The 15,148-nt window shown below is 61.8% G+C and carries 18 protein-coding genes; 11 read left to right on the plus strand and 7 right to left on the minus strand.

Annotated elements, in window-relative coordinates:
- Window positions 1-42 precede the first annotated feature (42 nt).
- Window positions 43-1,593, plus strand: a complete 1,551-nt coding sequence (locus BCY88_RS27650) for a hypothetical protein (RefSeq protein ID WP_120347336.1) — start codon at window positions 43-45, stop codon at window positions 1,591-1,593.
- An 88-nt stretch (window positions 1,594-1,681) separates the two neighbouring features.
- Here BCY88_RS27650 and BCY88_RS27655 read toward each other — a convergent pair whose 3' ends face one another.
- Genes BCY88_RS27655 through BCY88_RS27665 form a run of 3 tightly spaced genes read right to left on the minus strand, consistent with a single transcriptional unit; the run spans window position 1,682 to window position 2,632 of the window.
- Window positions 1,682-1,960, minus strand: coding sequence for a 2Fe-2S iron-sulfur cluster-binding protein (locus tag BCY88_RS27655; protein WP_120347337.1), 279 nt, complete (start codon window positions 1,958-1,960; stop codon window positions 1,682-1,684).
- A 49-nt stretch (window positions 1,961-2,009) separates the two neighbouring features.
- Complete coding sequence (locus tag BCY88_RS27660) at window positions 2,010-2,303, minus strand: hypothetical protein (protein ID WP_120347338.1); 294 nt, start codon at window positions 2,301-2,303, stop codon at window positions 2,010-2,012.
- A 23-nt stretch (window positions 2,304-2,326) separates the two neighbouring features.
- Window positions 2,327-2,632, minus strand: coding sequence for a 2Fe-2S iron-sulfur cluster-binding protein (locus BCY88_RS27665; protein WP_120347339.1), 306 nt, complete (start codon window positions 2,630-2,632; stop codon window positions 2,327-2,329).
- Between the two features lie 369 nt (window positions 2,633-3,001).
- Here BCY88_RS27665 and BCY88_RS27670 point away from each other — a divergent pair, with 369 nt between their 5' ends.
- From BCY88_RS27670 to BCY88_RS27690, 5 genes are all read left to right on the plus strand, one after another.
- Entirely contained in the window at window positions 3,002-3,733 is a 732-nt protein-coding gene (locus BCY88_RS27670; protein WP_120347340.1) for an iron-containing redox enzyme family protein, read from the plus strand.
- Window positions 3,734-3,840: 107 nt separating this feature from the next.
- A complete protein-coding gene (locus BCY88_RS27675; RefSeq protein WP_120347341.1) occupies window positions 3,841-5,301 on the plus strand; it encodes an aldehyde dehydrogenase family protein in 1,461 nt (486 codons plus the stop codon).
- A 33-nt stretch (window positions 5,302-5,334) separates the two neighbouring features.
- On the plus strand, window positions 5,335-5,814 hold the full coding sequence (locus BCY88_RS27680) for a GlcG/HbpS family heme-binding protein (RefSeq protein ID WP_120347342.1): 480 nt from the start codon (window positions 5,335-5,337) through the stop codon (window positions 5,812-5,814).
- A 64-nt stretch (window positions 5,815-5,878) separates the two neighbouring features.
- Window positions 5,879-6,892 carry a 2Fe-2S iron-sulfur cluster-binding protein gene (locus BCY88_RS27685; protein ID WP_120347343.1) on the plus strand — a complete coding sequence of 338 codons (1,014 nt, stop codon included), beginning with the start codon at window positions 5,879-5,881 and terminating at the stop codon, window positions 6,890-6,892.
- A 42-nt stretch (window positions 6,893-6,934) separates the two neighbouring features.
- A complete protein-coding gene (locus tag BCY88_RS27690; RefSeq protein WP_120347344.1) occupies window positions 6,935-7,879 on the plus strand; it encodes an ornithine cyclodeaminase family protein in 945 nt (314 codons plus the stop codon).
- Between the two features lie 110 nt (window positions 7,880-7,989).
- Here BCY88_RS27690 and BCY88_RS27695 read toward each other — a convergent pair whose 3' ends face one another.
- The 4 genes from BCY88_RS27695 to BCY88_RS39940 form a co-directional block, all read right to left on the minus strand.
- A complete protein-coding gene (locus BCY88_RS27695) occupies window positions 7,990-9,009 on the minus strand; it encodes a MerR family transcriptional regulator (protein WP_120347462.1) in 1,020 nt (339 codons plus the stop codon).
- Between the two features lie 113 nt (window positions 9,010-9,122).
- Window positions 9,123-9,521 carry a CopM family metallochaperone gene (gene copM, locus BCY88_RS27700; RefSeq protein ID WP_120347345.1) on the minus strand — a complete coding sequence of 133 codons (399 nt, stop codon included), beginning with the start codon at window positions 9,519-9,521 and terminating at the stop codon, window positions 9,123-9,125.
- Between the two features lie 98 nt (window positions 9,522-9,619).
- Window positions 9,620-9,817, minus strand: a complete 198-nt coding sequence (locus BCY88_RS27705) for a heavy-metal-associated domain-containing protein (RefSeq protein WP_120347346.1) — start codon at window positions 9,815-9,817, stop codon at window positions 9,620-9,622.
- Window positions 9,818-10,267: 450 nt separating this feature from the next.
- Window positions 10,268-10,411: a hypothetical protein gene (locus BCY88_RS39940; RefSeq protein ID WP_183081469.1), complete on the minus strand. Its 144-nt coding sequence runs from the start codon at window positions 10,409-10,411 to the stop codon at window positions 10,268-10,270.
- 124 nt (window positions 10,412-10,535) lie between these two features.
- Here BCY88_RS39940 and BCY88_RS27715 point away from each other — a divergent pair, with 124 nt between their 5' ends.
- The 5 genes from BCY88_RS27715 (at window position 10,536) to BCY88_RS27735 (ending at window position 15,005) form a co-directional block, all read left to right on the plus strand.
- Complete coding sequence (locus tag BCY88_RS27715; RefSeq protein WP_120347348.1) at window positions 10,536-10,859, plus strand: hypothetical protein; 324 nt, start codon at window positions 10,536-10,538, stop codon at window positions 10,857-10,859.
- Entirely contained in the window at window positions 10,856-12,289 is a 1,434-nt protein-coding gene (locus tag BCY88_RS27720) for a TolC family protein (RefSeq protein WP_120347349.1), read from the plus strand. The genes BCY88_RS27715 and BCY88_RS27720 overlap by 4 nt, the downstream gene beginning before the upstream one ends.
- Window position 12,290: 1 nt before the next feature.
- The gene (locus tag BCY88_RS27725) at window positions 12,291-13,601 is read left to right on the plus strand and encodes a copper oxidase (RefSeq protein WP_120347350.1); all 1,311 of its coding nucleotides are present in this window, start codon (window positions 12,291-12,293) and stop codon (window positions 13,599-13,601) included.
- A gap of 85 nt (window positions 13,602-13,686) precedes the next feature.
- A complete protein-coding gene (locus tag BCY88_RS27730; protein WP_120347351.1) occupies window positions 13,687-14,061 on the plus strand; it encodes a copper resistance CopC family protein in 375 nt (124 codons plus the stop codon).
- Window positions 14,061-15,005: a copper resistance D family protein gene (locus BCY88_RS27735; protein WP_120347352.1), complete on the plus strand. Its 945-nt coding sequence runs from the start codon at window positions 14,061-14,063 to the stop codon at window positions 15,003-15,005. The genes BCY88_RS27730 and BCY88_RS27735 overlap by 1 nt, the downstream gene beginning before the upstream one ends.
- Window positions 15,006-15,148: the final 143 nt, after the last annotated feature.

The following is a 15,148-nucleotide window of genomic DNA, read 5'->3' on the forward strand; positions in this document are numbered from 1 at the left end:
ATAATCTGCTCGCACCAGCTGCTCGCGCTATCAGGAGAAGTAATGGAATCTCACGTCGTCCTTACCTCGGCGCATTGGGTCTATCTTTGCGGGGTTGTGGCCATCATTGCGACCCTCGTGTTCAGGGCCAATGTCGTCGCGCCCGCCATCCTCGCCACCTTTGCCACGGTGCTGGCCTTTTCCGGGCACGTGTCCACCGCGTTAGAAGCGGTGTTCTTCGCGCCGCTCACCGCCGCCCGGGAACTCTTCAATATTTTCCTCGTGATCTCATTGATGACGGCGCTGCTCAATGCGCTCAAGCGGATCAATGCCGACATCAGAATGGTTCAGCCGTTCAGGGCAGTCATGGTCAATGGGCACGTCGGCTTCTTCGTGCTTGGTTTCGTCAGCTATATTTTGTCGCTGTTCTTCTGGCCCACGCCCGCAGTGCCGCTGATCGCGGGCATCCTGCTGCCGGCGGCCATTTACGCGGGTGTGCCGCCGCTTGGCGCGGCGCTGTGCATCGGTATCGCCGGGCTGGGCACGGCACTGTCGTCGGACTATGTGATCAAGGTCGCTCCAGGCATCAGCGCGAAGGCTGCCGCGGTTGCAATGCCGGCGGTCGCCGATAAGGCGTTGCTGCTTTCGCTGATCACCGGCGGCGTCGCGTTTCTGATCGCATACCTCAAGATCCGCAAGCAGATCCAGGCACCTGACGCGCGGCATCTGGAGCGCTGGGAAGCAACCCAGGTCACGGCTAATTCGGTCGTCGTCGTGACTGCGCCGAGCCGTGCGCGCATTCGGCGCGGCAAGTTGCAACATGCCTCCGTAGGCGAGGGTGGTCAGTCAGGAATCCAGACGACTTCGCGCATGGGCATGGCGGCGCGCGATTTGCTCACGCCCACCCAGGAGTGGTGGTCGAAATGCTTTGCAATCTTCATTCCGGTCACCTTCCTGGCGATCGTGGCTTATATGGTGTTGCCGCATGTCATCCCCGGCTTCAAGGGAGCAAGTGGAGCGGCCGCGGCGGCGCTGGTGGGTGGCGTGTCGGCGTTGCTGATGGTGGCTGTCGCTGCCGCACGCGATTATCGATCGATCTGCCGCAGTACCGCCGAGCACGTCACCGAAGGTTTTGTTTTTTCGTTTCGCGCGATGAGTTCGGTGTTGCCGATCGCGGGGTTCTTCTTTATTGGCGTCGCAGGGACGGCCGCGCCGATTCTCGGCTTACCGGCTGGCACGGCGGCGCCCGGCCTGCTTGCCGATCTGGTGAAAGCGGGCGAGGTTTACATCCCGCACAACGCGTTTTTTGTCTCGTACGGGATTCTCCTCGCCGGGATGGTTACGGGTATCGACGGTTCGGGGTTCGCAGGGCTGCCATTGACGGGCGCGTTGGCAGGTGCGCTGGGCCGTACGGTGGGTTTCGATGTGTCGACGCTGGCGGCGATCGGTCAGATGGGTTCGGTGTGGACCGGCAAGACGCTCACTGCGTGGTCCGCGCTTGCCGCGGTGGCGAGTTTTGCGCGGGTACCGGTGTTGCAGGCCGTGCGTCATCTGCTGTTGCCGGTGGTGGCTGGATTGCTGATTTCAACGCTGGTCGCAATCGTGATCTGGTAGTGAGCCGGCCGTCAATCGCGCCGCGCGGGCGGTGCCGGAAGTCCTGCGTGCCGGAGACCGGCGCGCAGGACAATTCATTAAGGAGGTTTCACCAGGACACGCTGATATCGCCATTGACGAACGTCTGGCAGGCCATCCGGTAACCATTCTCGATTTCCGCGTCGCTGAGGTGACGTTTTTCCTTGTCCTTGATGCTGTCGGTGTGCTCGATCCCGCTTTCGATCTTGCATTTGCACGCGCCGCACAGACCGCCGCCGCATTTAAATGGAATACCGCCTTTTTCGCGTAACGACACGCGCAACAGATTGCTATCGGGCGGTGCGTTGACTGACTTGTTGTCGTTGCTGAGGAAGGTGATCTGGATCATTAGGAAACCTGTGTTTCGTTTGCCGTACGGAACGTGAGTAGCGGCACTGTTACCGCCGAATCAGCTGCGCTTCGGCTTTGCCGTGTCCCGCGAGATGCTGCAGTGCCTTGACTGCAGCATCTCGCGTCGCGAATTTTTCAAGGAATCTGGTTGGAACAAGATTGACGACGGGCGGCTCGGTTTCGTCAGTCACCTTGATCTTTGTCTCCGCGCTCAGTGCGGCGATCACGTGGGTCGCGATATGCCGTCCACAGTAGACATAGTCATAGGTGTCGAGCGGCACGATGTTTTCTACCGCTTCGGTCCGGTATTGGCCTGGTTTGCTGGTCAGGATGACGTACATGCTGGATGCCCTGGTGCATGGGTTCATGCTGCTTCGAGATCGCCCTGCACGAGTTCGATGTCGTGCTCGATCCAGAGTTGGCATGCAAGTCGATAGCCCTGCGTCAGCCGTTCGCCCAACTGCTTCTTCTCCTTCCAGTTGGGTGGCGGCAGATGTTCCGCGCCTCCAAGCACGAGACAGGCGCACTTCGAACACTTGCCCATTCCGCATTCATAACGCAGATGCGGATAGGGAAATTGTTTGATCCCGGCGCGGACGACGAGGTTGGTGTTTTCCTTGACCTCGCCCCGATGAACCTCGCCGTTCCGGTGAAATATGACTATTGGCATGACGTTCTCTCCGTGACTCACTCTGACCGGCGATGCGTTCGATGCACCGAAGACGCTCGCCGGCGTGTCGATTGTAGCTGCATTTTCAGAATATAGTATACCAAAACAGCATAGATGACACATCTCGGCTAGTGTTGGTAATCGGCCATTGCCTCCCCCGTATCCTCGAAACACCGCTTGTAGTGGGGATCCACAGAGCTTTTCCTGATCGACAGACACTCGGTGCAAGCGTCATATTTCACTCTGTCAAAATAAAACGGTATACAGTATTCGTAAGTGGCGCTAAACTTGGTTCACAGATTTCCCATGCCCGGCGGCATCGGAGCCTTTGTCCCCAACCCTTTGTTTCCTATCTGTCAGGAGCTTGAAATGGCTGAATTGATGAACCGTGATGAATTCCGCAGCGCACTCGAGGAGGCCATCAAAGGCAAGAGTGCAAACAAGGCGCCGTTCAGCATCGCTTGGGCGAGCGGCAAGCTGAGTCGCGCCCATCTCGCGCGATGGGCCGAGAATCACTATCACTACGTCGGCCCCTTCGCGGACTACCTGGCCTACATCTACGCGCGCACGCCGGACAATCTCACCGAGGCGAAGGATTTCCTGCTCGCCAACATGTACGAAGAGGAGATTGGCGGCGACCGCCATACCGATTTGCTGATCCGCTTTGCCGAGGCGTGCGGCACGACGCGCGAACGCGTGGTCGACCCGGACAACATGTCGCCGACCACGCGCGGTTTGCAGGCATGGTGCTATTCCGTGGCCATGCGTGAAGACCCGATCGTCGCGGTGGCGGCACTGGTGGTCGGGCTCGAATCGCAGGTGCCGTCGATTTATCGCAAGCAGACACCCACGCTGCGAGAGAAGTATCACTTCACCGACGAGGAGGTGGAGTTCTTCGATCTGCACATTGTGTCGGACGAGATTCACGGTGAGCGCGGCTACCAGATCGTGCTCGAACAGGCGAATACGCCCGAGTTGCAGCAGCGCTGCCTGAAGATCTGCGAGATCGGTGCGCAGATGCGTCTGCTCTACACCACCGCGCTCTATTACGACTACGTCGAACAGGACCTCGCGCTGCCGGAACTCGCGCTGGCGAGCTGAACGTAGTGCGGCGCGGGCATAAGGCTCCCGTACCGCTTTTCTGTGAGCACCCGTTGCGGTAGTGCGATCGTCTGATCGGCGCCGCAACATCAGTACAGGTATCCGTCATGAGCAATCCGGCAACACCCGAGTTCAGGAATCACATCGCGGGCGAATGGACCGCGAGTATCAGCGGCCGCACGTTCGCTAACGTGAATCCTGCCGACACGCGCGACATCGTCGGCCGCTTCCAGGCATCCACGCCCGACGATGCCAACGCGGCGCTCGCCGCGGCTTCGGGCGCTTTTGCAGCCTGGCGGCGCACGCCGGTCGTGCAGCGCGCGAAGGTTCTGACTGGCGCGGCAGCATGGCTGGAACACCATGCAGACGCGTTCGCAGAAGAACTCACACGCGAGGAGGGCAAGCCGCTCGCGCAGAGCAAGGACGAGATTCTTCGCTCCGCGCAGGTGCTGCGCTTCTATGCGGTGGAGGGGCAGTCGTTTTCCGGTGAGACCTTCCCGAGCGACGACCCCGACATGACTGTCCATACGCAGCGCGAGCCACTCGGCGTGGTGGCGGTCATTACACCGTGGAATTTCCCGATTTCGATTCCGGCACGCAAGATCGCGCCGGCGCTGATCGCGGGCAACACCGTAATCTTCAAGCCTTCGTCCGATGCGCCGCTGATCGGCTACCGGCTCACCGAGGCCCTGGTGCAGGCGGGCATCCCCGCTGGCGTGCTCAACTACATCACGGGGCGCGCAGCGGAGATCGGCGCGGCGTTGACCGAAGCGCCGGTTGTGCGGGCGGTGTCGTTTACCGGTTCCACCGCGGCGGGCGAACAGATTCACCGCGCGGTGCCGCTCACCACGCGCACCCAGATGGAACTGGGCGGCAAGAACCCGCTCATCGTCATGGACGACGCCGATCTGGACCGCGCGGTCGATCTGACGATCAAGGGCGGCTTCTCGCTGACGGGCCAGGCCTGTACCGGCACGAGTCGTGTGCTCGTGATGCAGAACGTGCGCGCGGCATTCACCGACAAGTTGCTGACCAAGGTGAAGCAACTCAGGATCGGCAGTGGCCGCACACCGGGCATGGACATCGGTCCGCTGGCGACGCAGAAGCAGCTCGACACCGTGCTCGCCTACATCGCGTCGGGCAAGGCGGAAGCCACGCATCTATACGGCGGCGAGCGCCTCAGCGGGCCGGAGTATGACCACGGCTATTACGTGACACCCGCAATCTTCACGGACGTCACGCAGCAGATGCGCATTTGCCGCGAGGAAATCTTCGGGCCGGTCATCGCGATTGTGACGGTGACCAGCTATGAAGACGCGATTGCCAAGGCAAACGACACCGAGTACGGCTTATCCGCGGCGATCGCCACAGCCAATCCGCGCCATATGCACCGTTTCGCCGAAGACATCCAAGCGGGCACCGTAAAAATCAACCGCCCGACCACGGGCAATGCGATCAACGCGCCATTCGGTGGCCTGAAGCGTTCGAGCACGTCGACGTTTCGGGAATCGGGTCGCGGGGGGCTGGAGTTTTATACGCAGATCAAGACGGTGTATCGGGGCATCTGACCGATACCGTTTCGTTATACAGAGGACAGCACAATGAAACAGGTATTTCGACTGGAACTGGCCGAGGCACGCGAGATGATTCGCGCCGCGATCGCTCGGGCGCAGCAGATCAATGTACTCGAATCGATTTGTGTCGTCGACGAGGGCGGTTATCCACTGGTGCTCGAGCGGATGGACGGGGCCCGAATCACCGGGCCGCAGATCGCCTGGAACAAGGCGTTCACGGCCGCTGGTCATAAACGCTCCACGCATCTTTTCACCACGCCGCCCAACGGCCCGGCATTGCCGGGTAACGAAGCATTCGGCATCCAGTGGAGTTTCGAAGGCAAATTTGCCGCGTTTGTCGGCGGTTTTCCGGTCGTGGTCGACGGTCAGGTGATCGGCGGCATCGGCCTCAGCGGCGGCAACGGTGAGCAGGACACCCAGTGCGGTGTCGCCGCATTGCAGGCGCTGCACGAACTGCTTTCGGCGCAGGGCCATAGCGTGCTGGTGGAAGCCGACATCAAGAAGTGACCGGCGGCCGTCGGAATGAGCCGACGGCCAGCCGTCCGGATGGTCTCGTCATGAGGTAGCGTTCATGTCTTATCAGATTCAGGTACTCGAAACGGGCGCGTGCTTCGCAGCGGAGCACGACGAGTCGCTGCTGAGCGCCGCACTGCGCGCGAATGTAGTGCTTGCCCACGATTGTCAGTTCGGCGGTTGCGGCACGTGCCGTATCAAGGTGCTGGGCGGTACGCTCGACTATGAAGAGTTTCCGCTCGGACTCACGCAGGAGGAGGCTGACGCGGGGTTTGCGCTCGCCTGTCAGGCGAGGCCGCGCAGCGACATGGTGATCGGTGCGGGTCACGGCGGGGGCCCGGCTTCCGAACCCTCGCGGCATACGGCCCGCATCAGCGGAATACGCGCGCTGAGCTGCGATGTCACTCACCTCACGTTGACGCTGCCCGCCGAGGCCGCGCTTCTGTACCGCCCGGGCCAGTACATGAACGTGCTGCTCGAAGATGGCAGCAGCCGGAGCTTTTCGATGGCATCGGCAGCCGAAGGCGGCCAGATTGATTTTCACGTGCGCAAGATTCCCGGTGGCCACTTTACCGATCGCGTGATCGCCGGCCTCAAGGCTGGCGACAGCCTCGAGGTGGAACTGCCGCTGGGCACGTTCCGCTTACACGCGGAAGACTACCGGCCGCTGCTGATGGTAGCGACCGGTACCGGTCTTGCGCCGCTCAAAGCGATGCTCGAGTCGTTGATGGACGATCCCGATTGCCCGCCGGTGAGCTTGTATTGGGGAGGGCGCACGGCGGCTGATCTCTATTTCCATGATGAGATCGCCCAATGGGCGCAGCGCCTCTACGAGTTCCGCTATGTGCCTGTGCTGTCGCGAGCGGATGAGCGCTGGGCCGGCCGGCGCGGCTATGTGCAGCATGCAGCGTGTGACGATTACGCCGATCTGTCGGAACATGCGGTGTATCTGTGCGGCTCTCCGGCCATGATCGCCGATGCGAAGCGGGCATTCATCTCGAAGGGGGCGAGCATCGACCATCTGTATGCGGATAGTTTTACTTTCCAGCACGCCCCGGCAACCGTCGAGTAGCAACATGACGCGTGCCGTGCCGGTATCAAGGAGGCCTTATTCATGATTCATTTGAGCGATGCGCAGATCGACGAGCTAGTCCATTTCGACGAGGCCATTCCTGTGCTTGAGGAAGCCCTGCGCGCAGTCGCGCAGCGTCGCGCGGCAGTTCAGCGCCGTGTGCGCACGGAGGCGGGGGCAGTGAAGCTGTCGACGCTCGGCGCCGTCTTGCCGGATGCCGGTGTGGCTGGAGCGAAGGTGTACACGACGATCAACGGACGCTTCAATTTTTCGATCGTGCTGTTCTCGACCGTAGACGGCAGTCTGCTCGCCACCCTGGATGCCAATGCGCTTACTCGCATCAGAACAGCGGCAACGACAGTCATCGCGGTTCGCGCGTTGGCGCGCGCCGATGCGCGAACGGTCACGCTGTATGGAACGGGGGTGCAGGGACAGGCTCATGCTCACGCGCTGGCCGGACATACAGGCTTGCGCTCGTTCAGGATTGTCGGGCTCGAAGGCGTGGAGGCGTTGTGCGATCGATTAAACAGCCGTTACGGGGCGAGCGGTATTGAGGCGATCCCTGCCGACGCCGCGAACGCGGTGCGCGGCGCCGATGTGATCGTGACCGCGACCCGTGCAACCGGCGCCTTGTTCGACGGCGCAGCGCTCGCGTCCGGCACGCTGATCGCGGCGATCGGTTCGAGCCTGCCGACCACGCGTGAACTCGACGACGCGACGCTCTCTCGCGCGGCTCGCATCGTTGTCGAGTTGCGCGAACAGGCACGGGAAGAGGCCGGAGATCTGGTACTGGCCGCGGCGGGCACGTTCGACTGGAGCGAGGTCGTCGAACTGGGCGATGTGCTCGACGAGAGGGTGGCAGGGCGCGTCCACGCACACGACATCATCGTCTACAAGGCGGTCGGCATCGGCTTGCAGGACATTGCCCTTGCCGGACTTGCCTATCGGAAGTATGTTGCGCGAAACGCGGCGGAGCGTTGCGCGTAAGCGCCGGCCACGTGACTGACGCGTTCGATATCCACGAGGAAGCCATTGCGCATGCTTTGATGTGAAGTTCGTGCGCATGGCCTCCGCCGCTTATCGCTCACCACACCGCATCAATGCGGCTGCGCGATCTCCAGTGCGTCGCGAAGATAGGCGAGCATGTACTGGTCGATTCCCGTGCCCGCCAGTATCGCGGGTTCGTTCGCGTAGGCGGAGTACAGTTTCCGGTGCGTCTCGGGGTCCGTGCCGACATAATCGTTGAACAGATCCATCCAGCGCAGTGCGAGCTTCTGAACCGATGGGTCGTCAACGGTTTTGCCGCCTTCCATCGCAAGCCGGATTTCCGCGACGAGACCCGGCCACTCGGAAACGTAGCGCTGGTCGCCGTCACGCATGCGCTGCAGCTCCTCTGGCGACAGGTATTTCGCATAGAGCGCGAACTTCGAGTGCCTGATTGCGCGTGTCATGTAGGCCATCAGTTCGGTCGTGATGCCGCTCTTCACCTGCAGCGACGGCTCATTGCGATGCATCGTGTCGAGCTTCGAAAGCAGACCCGGATCGCCGCCGGTGTAATCCGCCACCAGCGACACCCAGCGTTGCGCCAACGCCTGGGCTTCCTTACTTTCGACCGGAATGTTGCGATCCATCAGCGCATGCACTGCCTGAATCAATGCCGGCCAGTCGGCCGCCCCGGCGCTCTTGTTCGAACGAAGCTGGTTCTGCTCTTCCTGCGTAAGATATTTATCTTGCATGGTCATCAACTCCAACGTGGTTAGCCAGTCGGCAAGATCGGGCTCTTCTCCCGTCATCAACTGTCCGCGCAAACGATGAAGCCTGTCGCGCAGGTCGGTTGCCCGATCGATCTGCCGAGTCAGCGCTGCGATCTGCTGCTCGACAACCGAAGCGAGGGAGGAGTCCGGTCTGGCCAGCAAGGTCCCGATGTCGGCCAACGACATGTCCAGCCGCCGCATCGCCTGAATCTGGTGCAGCCTGGCAATGTCGTCACGGTTGTAAAGCCGATAGCCGGCATCGGAGCGGGCAGAAGGCGTGAGCAGGCCGATTGCGTCGTAGTGATGAAGCGTGCGCACCGTAATGCCGGATCGCCTGGCTAGTTCACCTACTTTCAGCAGCATCGAAATCGCTCCTTTCTTCATGCCTGCATGCAGACTAAAACCTGACGTTGCGTGAGGGTCAAGCACGGCGTCACAAGATCAAAGTATTCATTGACGCCGTGACGTACCGGTTATTACCTGGCACCGTGCTTCGCCTGCCAGCGCTGCATGAACGCGATCTCGTCGTGTTGTGCCTTGATGATGTTGCGGGCCAGGCGTTTCAGCTCGGGGTCCTTGCCGTACTTCAGTTCCACCTGCGCCATTTCGACCGCGCCTTGATGATGCGGAATCATGTGCGCGACGAAGTCCTTGTCGGCATCGCCCGTGTAGGCCGGCGCGTCCATGGCCTGCATCATTTTCTCGTCGGCGTCCTTGAATGCCTGGGTCGATGCGCTCGACCCGGCGTCCGCTGAGCCGGACATGTCCATGCCGGGCATCGATGCAGCCTGCTGGGCGTGGACGGGGGTTGCCGCGACGGCGAACGCAATGCCGCCTGAAAGACAAAGGGCACGGAATGCGCGAAGGTTTTTCATATTGGGTTTTCCGTTAGGGACAACGTGATATCAAACGACCATGATGTTGCGAACCGGGCGCCACGCTCAACGGACAGGCATAGCCTGATGCGCTCTGTTCAGCCCTTGAGCGAAGGATGAAAGCCCGCCGCTTCGATTGCCTCGATAACGCTCTGCGGCGGCAATGTCGACGCGACCTTCACGATTTTAACGGCGACATCGACGTCGAGCTTTGCCGCGGGGTCGAGGCCTGTTACTGCGCGAGCAATGGCATTGGCGCAGCCGCCGCACGACATATCCGGGATTTCGAGTTCCATTTCCTGCCTCCAGTGAGAAATCAGAAGCCAAGCTTGGACCTTCCCACCGCGGGAAGGTCAAGCGTCCATGTCCATGTTCATGCTGCCGCTGGTCTTGACCCTCCTGGTGGAAAAAAACGGCTCATGCTGATCCGTTTAGCGCCTTACAATCTTCTTAATCAGCGTGCTAGACTCCGTACCCATGTCTTACTGGCGCAAACTCTTCCTTGTCGTGCTGCTCGCACTGAGCCTTCCGGTTCAGTCGTTCGCGGCCGTCTCCATGAAATGCGAGTCCTCGCAGGCCGGTGGAGAAGGGGCGCCTATGCACCAACAGAATGCGGATGAGATGAACCATCCGCATGGCGCTGCCGCGACGATGATGGCCGATAGCGCCCATGATGATGCCAGTTTCCAGACTCAGACTCAGACCCAGGCCCCGGGCCACAGTCACCCGGGCGGTGCGCATCATGCTCACACCTGCTCGACTTGCGCGTCCTGCTGTTCCGGCGGTGGCTTGCCGGCCGGTCCACTAGCCGCGATCTCCACCGCCGTTGTCCATTCCGCTGCGCCTCTTCCTCCTGCTGCCCGTGTCGTGTCATTTCTGACCGGCGGCATCGAACGACCTCCCCGAATCTCTCTCGTCTAGTTCCTTCGCAGCGTGACGCTGCGATGTTCAATTTCGCCTTGATGGCCGCACGTTGCACGTCGGCCGTCCGGGCGGCATACGACGAGAAAATCAATGCGAACGTTTATTGCGGCGCTGCTCGGCGCGACGGCAGTATTGCCGGCGCTCGTGCACGCCACGTCCACACGTCCTGACCCGGCGGACGCCGCGGCTTCGGTTCCGGCAGTGAATGTGCCGTCTGTCTTCGCGGACTATCGGCCATACCGGGAGCAGAAGGCAGCCAGCTGGCAAACGCTCAATCGCGCGGTGGCGAGTCCGTCCGGCGGGTCTGGAATGAATCACGGTCAAATGCTCTCAGGGGGTGACGGCACCAGCGCCACCAAAGGCACTGCCGCCGACGATGAGCACGGCACCCATCATGAGGGGCCGGCGAAATGAGACGAGCGCTCTTTCCCGATAGCCGCGTCATCGCCGCTCTCACCGTCGCGGCGCTGCTTACCGGCTGCACGACGTTTTCGAAGGACGGTGGCTTCGACACCGTTTCCAGCACAGCATCGCAGCGCCTTGGAAAAGATGCCGTGCTGGTGAGGACGGACGAAGACCGCAGCGCTGTGGCCCAACGCACGCAGGAACTGCTGTCCCGGCCACTAGGTATGGACGACGCGATCCAGATCGCGCTGTTGAATAACCGTGGATTGCAAGCCTCGTACAGCGAACTCGGCATTGCCGAGGCGGACCTGGTACAGGCAGGACGTCTGCCGAATCCTGGTTTCACATTCAGCCGTACGCACGGCGGCAACGATCTGAGCATCAGCCGCACGTTCACGCTTGGCTTGCTGGGCGTGCTGACGCTGCCGCTGGCGACACGCATCGAAAGCAGCCGTTTCGAGCAGACCCGCCTGCTCGCGGCCGATGCCATGCTCAAGGTCGCCGCCGACGCGCGCCGCGCCTATATCGGAGCCGTCGCGGCGGCGCAATCCGCCGCCTACGCGGAGCAGGTGAAAGACTCGGCGCAAGCCGGCGCCGAACTCGCGTTGCGCATGCAGCAGGCGGGCAACTTCAGCAAGCTCGACTACGCGCGTGAGCAGGCCTTCTACGCGCAAGCCGTGGTGGAACTGGCGAAAGCGCGGCAGCAGTCCGTATCTGCACGGGAGAAACTCACTCGCACAATGGGCCTATGGGGCTCGCAAGCGCAGTACGACCTCCCCGAGCGTTTGCCCGATCTGCCTGCAACCCGGCCCGAGTTGCAGGACCTCGAGCGCTTTGCGATGCAGAACCGCCTCGACATCCAGGCCGCGAAACTGCAAACGCAAAGCGTTGCAAGTTCTCTGGGCCTAAGCCGGGCAACGCGATTCGTCAATGCGCTGGATGTCGGGTATCAGAACAATTTCACGACCTCCGACGGCCGCGAACAGGGCTACGAGATCAGCGTCGAAATTCCGGTCTTCGACTGGGGAGCCTCGAAAGTGGCGCGCGCCGAAGCGATCTATCTGCAGTCGGTGAATCGCGTCGCCGAGACTGCGATCAACGCGCGCTCCGAGGTGCGTGAATCGTATTCGGCCTATGTGAGCGGCTACGACGTCGCGAAACACTATCGCGACGAAGTGGTGCCGATCCGCAAAACCATTTCTGACGAACTGCTGCTTCGCTATAACGGCATGCTCGCAAGCGTGTTCGAACTGCTCGCCGATTCGCGCGAGCAGATCGGCGCCGTGAACAGCGCGATCGACGCGCTCAAGGACTACTGGCTCGCGCAGACCGATCTGCAACAGGCGCTCGGCGGCCGTTTGCCGCTGGACGCCACCGCCGCGGCGCCACTCGCATCCATCGCGCCACAAGCGCCATCCACCGATTCTGAAGGGCAATGACATGGTGTCTCGTCGAAATTTTCTCAGCGGCTCAGGCGCCGCGATGTTGGGCGCTGCATTGGTCAGCAAGGCTGGCGCCGCGTCACTGCCCGAGGCGCCCACGGCGGCCACGGCCACGATGCAGCCACCGCTCGCGCCGCCGAATGGCCGGCCATATACGCCCGTCGCCACGTTGAACGGCTGGTCGCTGCCGTGGCGCATGAAGAACGGCTGGAAGGAGTTTCATCTGATTGCCGAGCCGGTGGTGCGCGAACTGGCGCCGGGCATGAGCGCGCATCTGTGGGGCTATAACGGCCAGGCGCCGGGGCCGACTATCGAGGCGGTCGAAGGCGACAAGGTCCGCATTTTCGTGACCAACAAGCTGCCGGAGCACACCACGGTTCACTGGCACGGCATGCTGCTGCCGTGCGGCATGGATGGCGTGGGCGGTCTCACGCAACCGCACATTCCGCCGGGCAAGACCTTTGTCTATGAGTTCCAGTTGGAGAAACACGGCACGTTCATGTATCACCCGCATGCCGACGAGATGGTGCAGATGGCCATGGGCATGATGGGCACCTTCATCGTTCATCCGAAAGACCCCGGCGTCATGCGGGTGGATCGCGACTTCGTGTTCATCATGTCCGCGTACGACATCGACCCGGGCAGTTTCACGCCACGCGTGAACGAGATGACCGACTTCAACATGTGGACGTGGAATGCGCGTGTTTTTCCGGGCATCGACACGTTGCCGGTGCGTGCCGGCGATCGCGTACGCATCCGCGTCGGCAATCTCACGATGACCAATCACCCGATCCATCTGCATGGCTATCAGTTCGAAGTGGTGGGGACGGACGGCGGCTGGATTCCGCCTTCCGCGCGCTGGCCCGAGGTGACCGCGGATGTCGCCGTTGGCCAGATGCGCGCCATCGAGTTCACGGCGAACCGGCCCGGCGACTGGGCGTTTCATTGCCACAAGTCCCATCACACGATGAATGCGATGGGGCATCAGGTGCCGAACCTGATCGGCGTGCCGCAGCAGGACCTGGCGAAGCGGATCAACAAGCTGGTGCCCGATTACATGGCGATGGGCAGCACGGGCGGCTCGATGGGCGGAATGGAAATGCCGCTGCCCGACAACACACTGCCGATGATGACCGGCACAGGGCCGTTCGGCGCGCTGGAAATGGGCGGCATGTTCAGCGTCGTGAAAGTGCGGGAGGGGCTGGGGCGTAACGATTATCGGGACCCGGGGTGGTTCAGGCATCCGAAAGGAACCGTTGCGTATGAATACACCGGCGAACTGCCGGGCATGGAAATGCACAAGCCGTAGCAGTGTGCTTGCTTGCGAAGCGTCGTGACCCTATCACGCCCAACGCAACGCACGTTCACCCTTACCGACATGGGACATGTAAAAGATGAAAGTACGCATTCGCACACAACTATTGCACGTGATCGCCTTCGCCGCCGTAGGTTTCGCGCCTGTTTACGGGTTCGCGCACGGCAAGCTCGAGAGCGCGGTGCCTGCTGCCGGCAGCTCGGTCAATAGCGCACCGCAGACACTTCGGCTCACCTTCAACGAGGACCTGGAGGGCGCGTTCAGCACGGTGAAAGTAGCCGATTCCACTGGCGCGATCGTCAGTCAGGAAAAGGGCCGGGTCGATCCGGCGAATCCCCGGGTGTTGACGCTTGCCGTTCCGAAGGTGGCACCAGGCGCTTATGAGGTCCGCTGGGCGGTCATGACTCTGGACGGCCACAAGGCCAATGGCACTTACGCGTTCCAGGTGAAGTGATGGGCGACGGTTCCCTCGACACGCTGCGGCTTGGGCTCGTCGCGCTGCAGAATCTCTGTTTTGCCGTGACTGTCGGCGCGCTGCTCTGCGATCGCTGGCTCGTGCCGCGAACGTCGCCGTGGCGCACGGGCGTCAGCCGGCAACTGACGCTCGCGTTGCGCATCGCATCCATCGTCGCTGTGGCCTCCAGTGTGCTGGCTTTCTGGGTTCACTGCGCTTTGATGGGCGAGACCGCGCTTCTGGAGGCGTGGCCTGCGGTTCGCTCGATGCTGGCGGGCACCAGTTTGGGCCATGCCTGGCTAGCCGGCGCGACGTTGCTGTCGGGCGTGGCGATGCTTTCGTTTGTATCTTCGCCCGATCGCGCGGTCCGATTTCCGTTGACGATGAGTCTTGCGCTGGCCGGGGTCGCGCTCGCCCGCAGTCATTCAGGGCATCCGGTCGATGCCGGGCCGTTCAGCCTGCCGGTATGGGTGGACTGGCTGCATCTGCTGGCTATCAGTGCGTGGGTGGGGCTCGTGGTGGTGACCGCCTATGTCGTGGCGCCTCTCCTGTTACGTGCCCCTGCAACGGAGCGCGCGATCAGTGCTGCATTTATCCAGTCGCTGTCCGATGCGGCGACGTTCGCGCTGATCGTACTGTTCGTCACCGGGGCGTATAACGGCTGGCGTGGCGTCGGGTCGCCGGCCAGTCTTCCCGACTCTGCTTATGGACAACTGTTGCTGCTGAAGCTCGGCCTTGTGCTCGTCGCCGCGGCGCTTGGCGGGCACAACCGTTTCGTCGAAATGCCCAGATTGTTGACGTCGTTGAAAATTGCCTCGCCGACGTCCTTGAGGCGGCCGTTCCGGCGCTTCGTAACGGTCTTGCGCGTTGAGGCGTGGGTGCTCATGGGCGTTCTTGCTGTGGCGGCGATACTTGTCTCGAGTCCGTTGCCCGGACCACCCTGATTCATCCGGGGAAAACCTTACCGATTCTTTGTGCGCTAGCTCACTAAGACGAGCCGAACCTGACGTGACTGAACTTCTTGAAATGCTATTCTGGGCCGTCCCTTCCCCCGCAACAAAGAGAGGTGCGAGGTGCGTGCCATTTC

It is taken from the genome of Paraburkholderia fungorum, assembly GCF_003610895.1.
Classification (GTDB): Bacteria; Pseudomonadota; Gammaproteobacteria; order Burkholderiales; family Burkholderiaceae; genus Paraburkholderia; species Paraburkholderia fungorum_B.

Bases quoted from the DNA above. Each gene is read 5' to 3' on its own strand.
- BCY88_RS27650 (WP_120347336.1), top strand. From the start codon at position 43: ATGGAATCTCACGTCGTCCTTACCTCGGCGCATTGGGTCTATCTTTGC.
- BCY88_RS27655 (WP_120347337.1), bottom strand. From the start codon at position 1,960: ATGATCCAGATCACCTTCCTCAGCAACGACAACAAGTCAGTCAACGCA.
- BCY88_RS27660 (WP_120347338.1), bottom strand. From the start codon at position 2,303: ATGTACGTCATCCTGACCAGCAAACCAGGCCAATACCGGACCGAAGCG.
- BCY88_RS27665 (WP_120347339.1), bottom strand. From the start codon at position 2,632: ATGCCAATAGTCATATTTCACCGGAACGGCGAGGTTCATCGGGGCGAG.
- BCY88_RS27670 (WP_120347340.1), top strand. From the start codon at position 3,002: ATGGCTGAATTGATGAACCGTGATGAATTCCGCAGCGCACTCGAGGAG.
- BCY88_RS27675 (WP_120347341.1), top strand. From the start codon at position 3,841: ATGAGCAATCCGGCAACACCCGAGTTCAGGAATCACATCGCGGGCGAA.
- BCY88_RS27680 (WP_120347342.1), top strand. From the start codon at position 5,335: ATGAAACAGGTATTTCGACTGGAACTGGCCGAGGCACGCGAGATGATT.
- BCY88_RS27685 (WP_120347343.1), top strand. From the start codon at position 5,879: ATGTCTTATCAGATTCAGGTACTCGAAACGGGCGCGTGCTTCGCAGCG.
- BCY88_RS27690 (WP_120347344.1), top strand. From the start codon at position 6,935: ATGATTCATTTGAGCGATGCGCAGATCGACGAGCTAGTCCATTTCGAC.
- BCY88_RS27695 (WP_120347462.1), bottom strand. From the start codon at position 9,009: ATGCTGCTGAAAGTAGGTGAACTAGCCAGGCGATCCGGCATTACGGTG.
- copM (WP_120347345.1), bottom strand. From the start codon at position 9,521: ATGAAAAACCTTCGCGCATTCCGTGCCCTTTGTCTTTCAGGCGGCATT.
- BCY88_RS27705 (WP_120347346.1), bottom strand. From the start codon at position 9,817: ATGGAACTCGAAATCCCGGATATGTCGTGCGGCGGCTGCGCCAATGCC.
- BCY88_RS39940 (WP_183081469.1), bottom strand. From the start codon at position 10,411: ATGCCGCCGGTCAGAAATGACACGACACGGGCAGCAGGAGGAAGAGGC.
- BCY88_RS27715 (WP_120347348.1), top strand. From the start codon at position 10,536: ATGCGAACGTTTATTGCGGCGCTGCTCGGCGCGACGGCAGTATTGCCG.
- BCY88_RS27720 (WP_120347349.1), top strand. From the start codon at position 10,856: ATGAGACGAGCGCTCTTTCCCGATAGCCGCGTCATCGCCGCTCTCACC.
- BCY88_RS27725 (WP_120347350.1), top strand. From the start codon at position 12,291: ATGGTGTCTCGTCGAAATTTTCTCAGCGGCTCAGGCGCCGCGATGTTG.
- BCY88_RS27730 (WP_120347351.1), top strand. From the start codon at position 13,687: ATGAAAGTACGCATTCGCACACAACTATTGCACGTGATCGCCTTCGCC.
- BCY88_RS27735 (WP_120347352.1), top strand. From the start codon at position 14,061: ATGGGCGACGGTTCCCTCGACACGCTGCGGCTTGGGCTCGTCGCGCTG.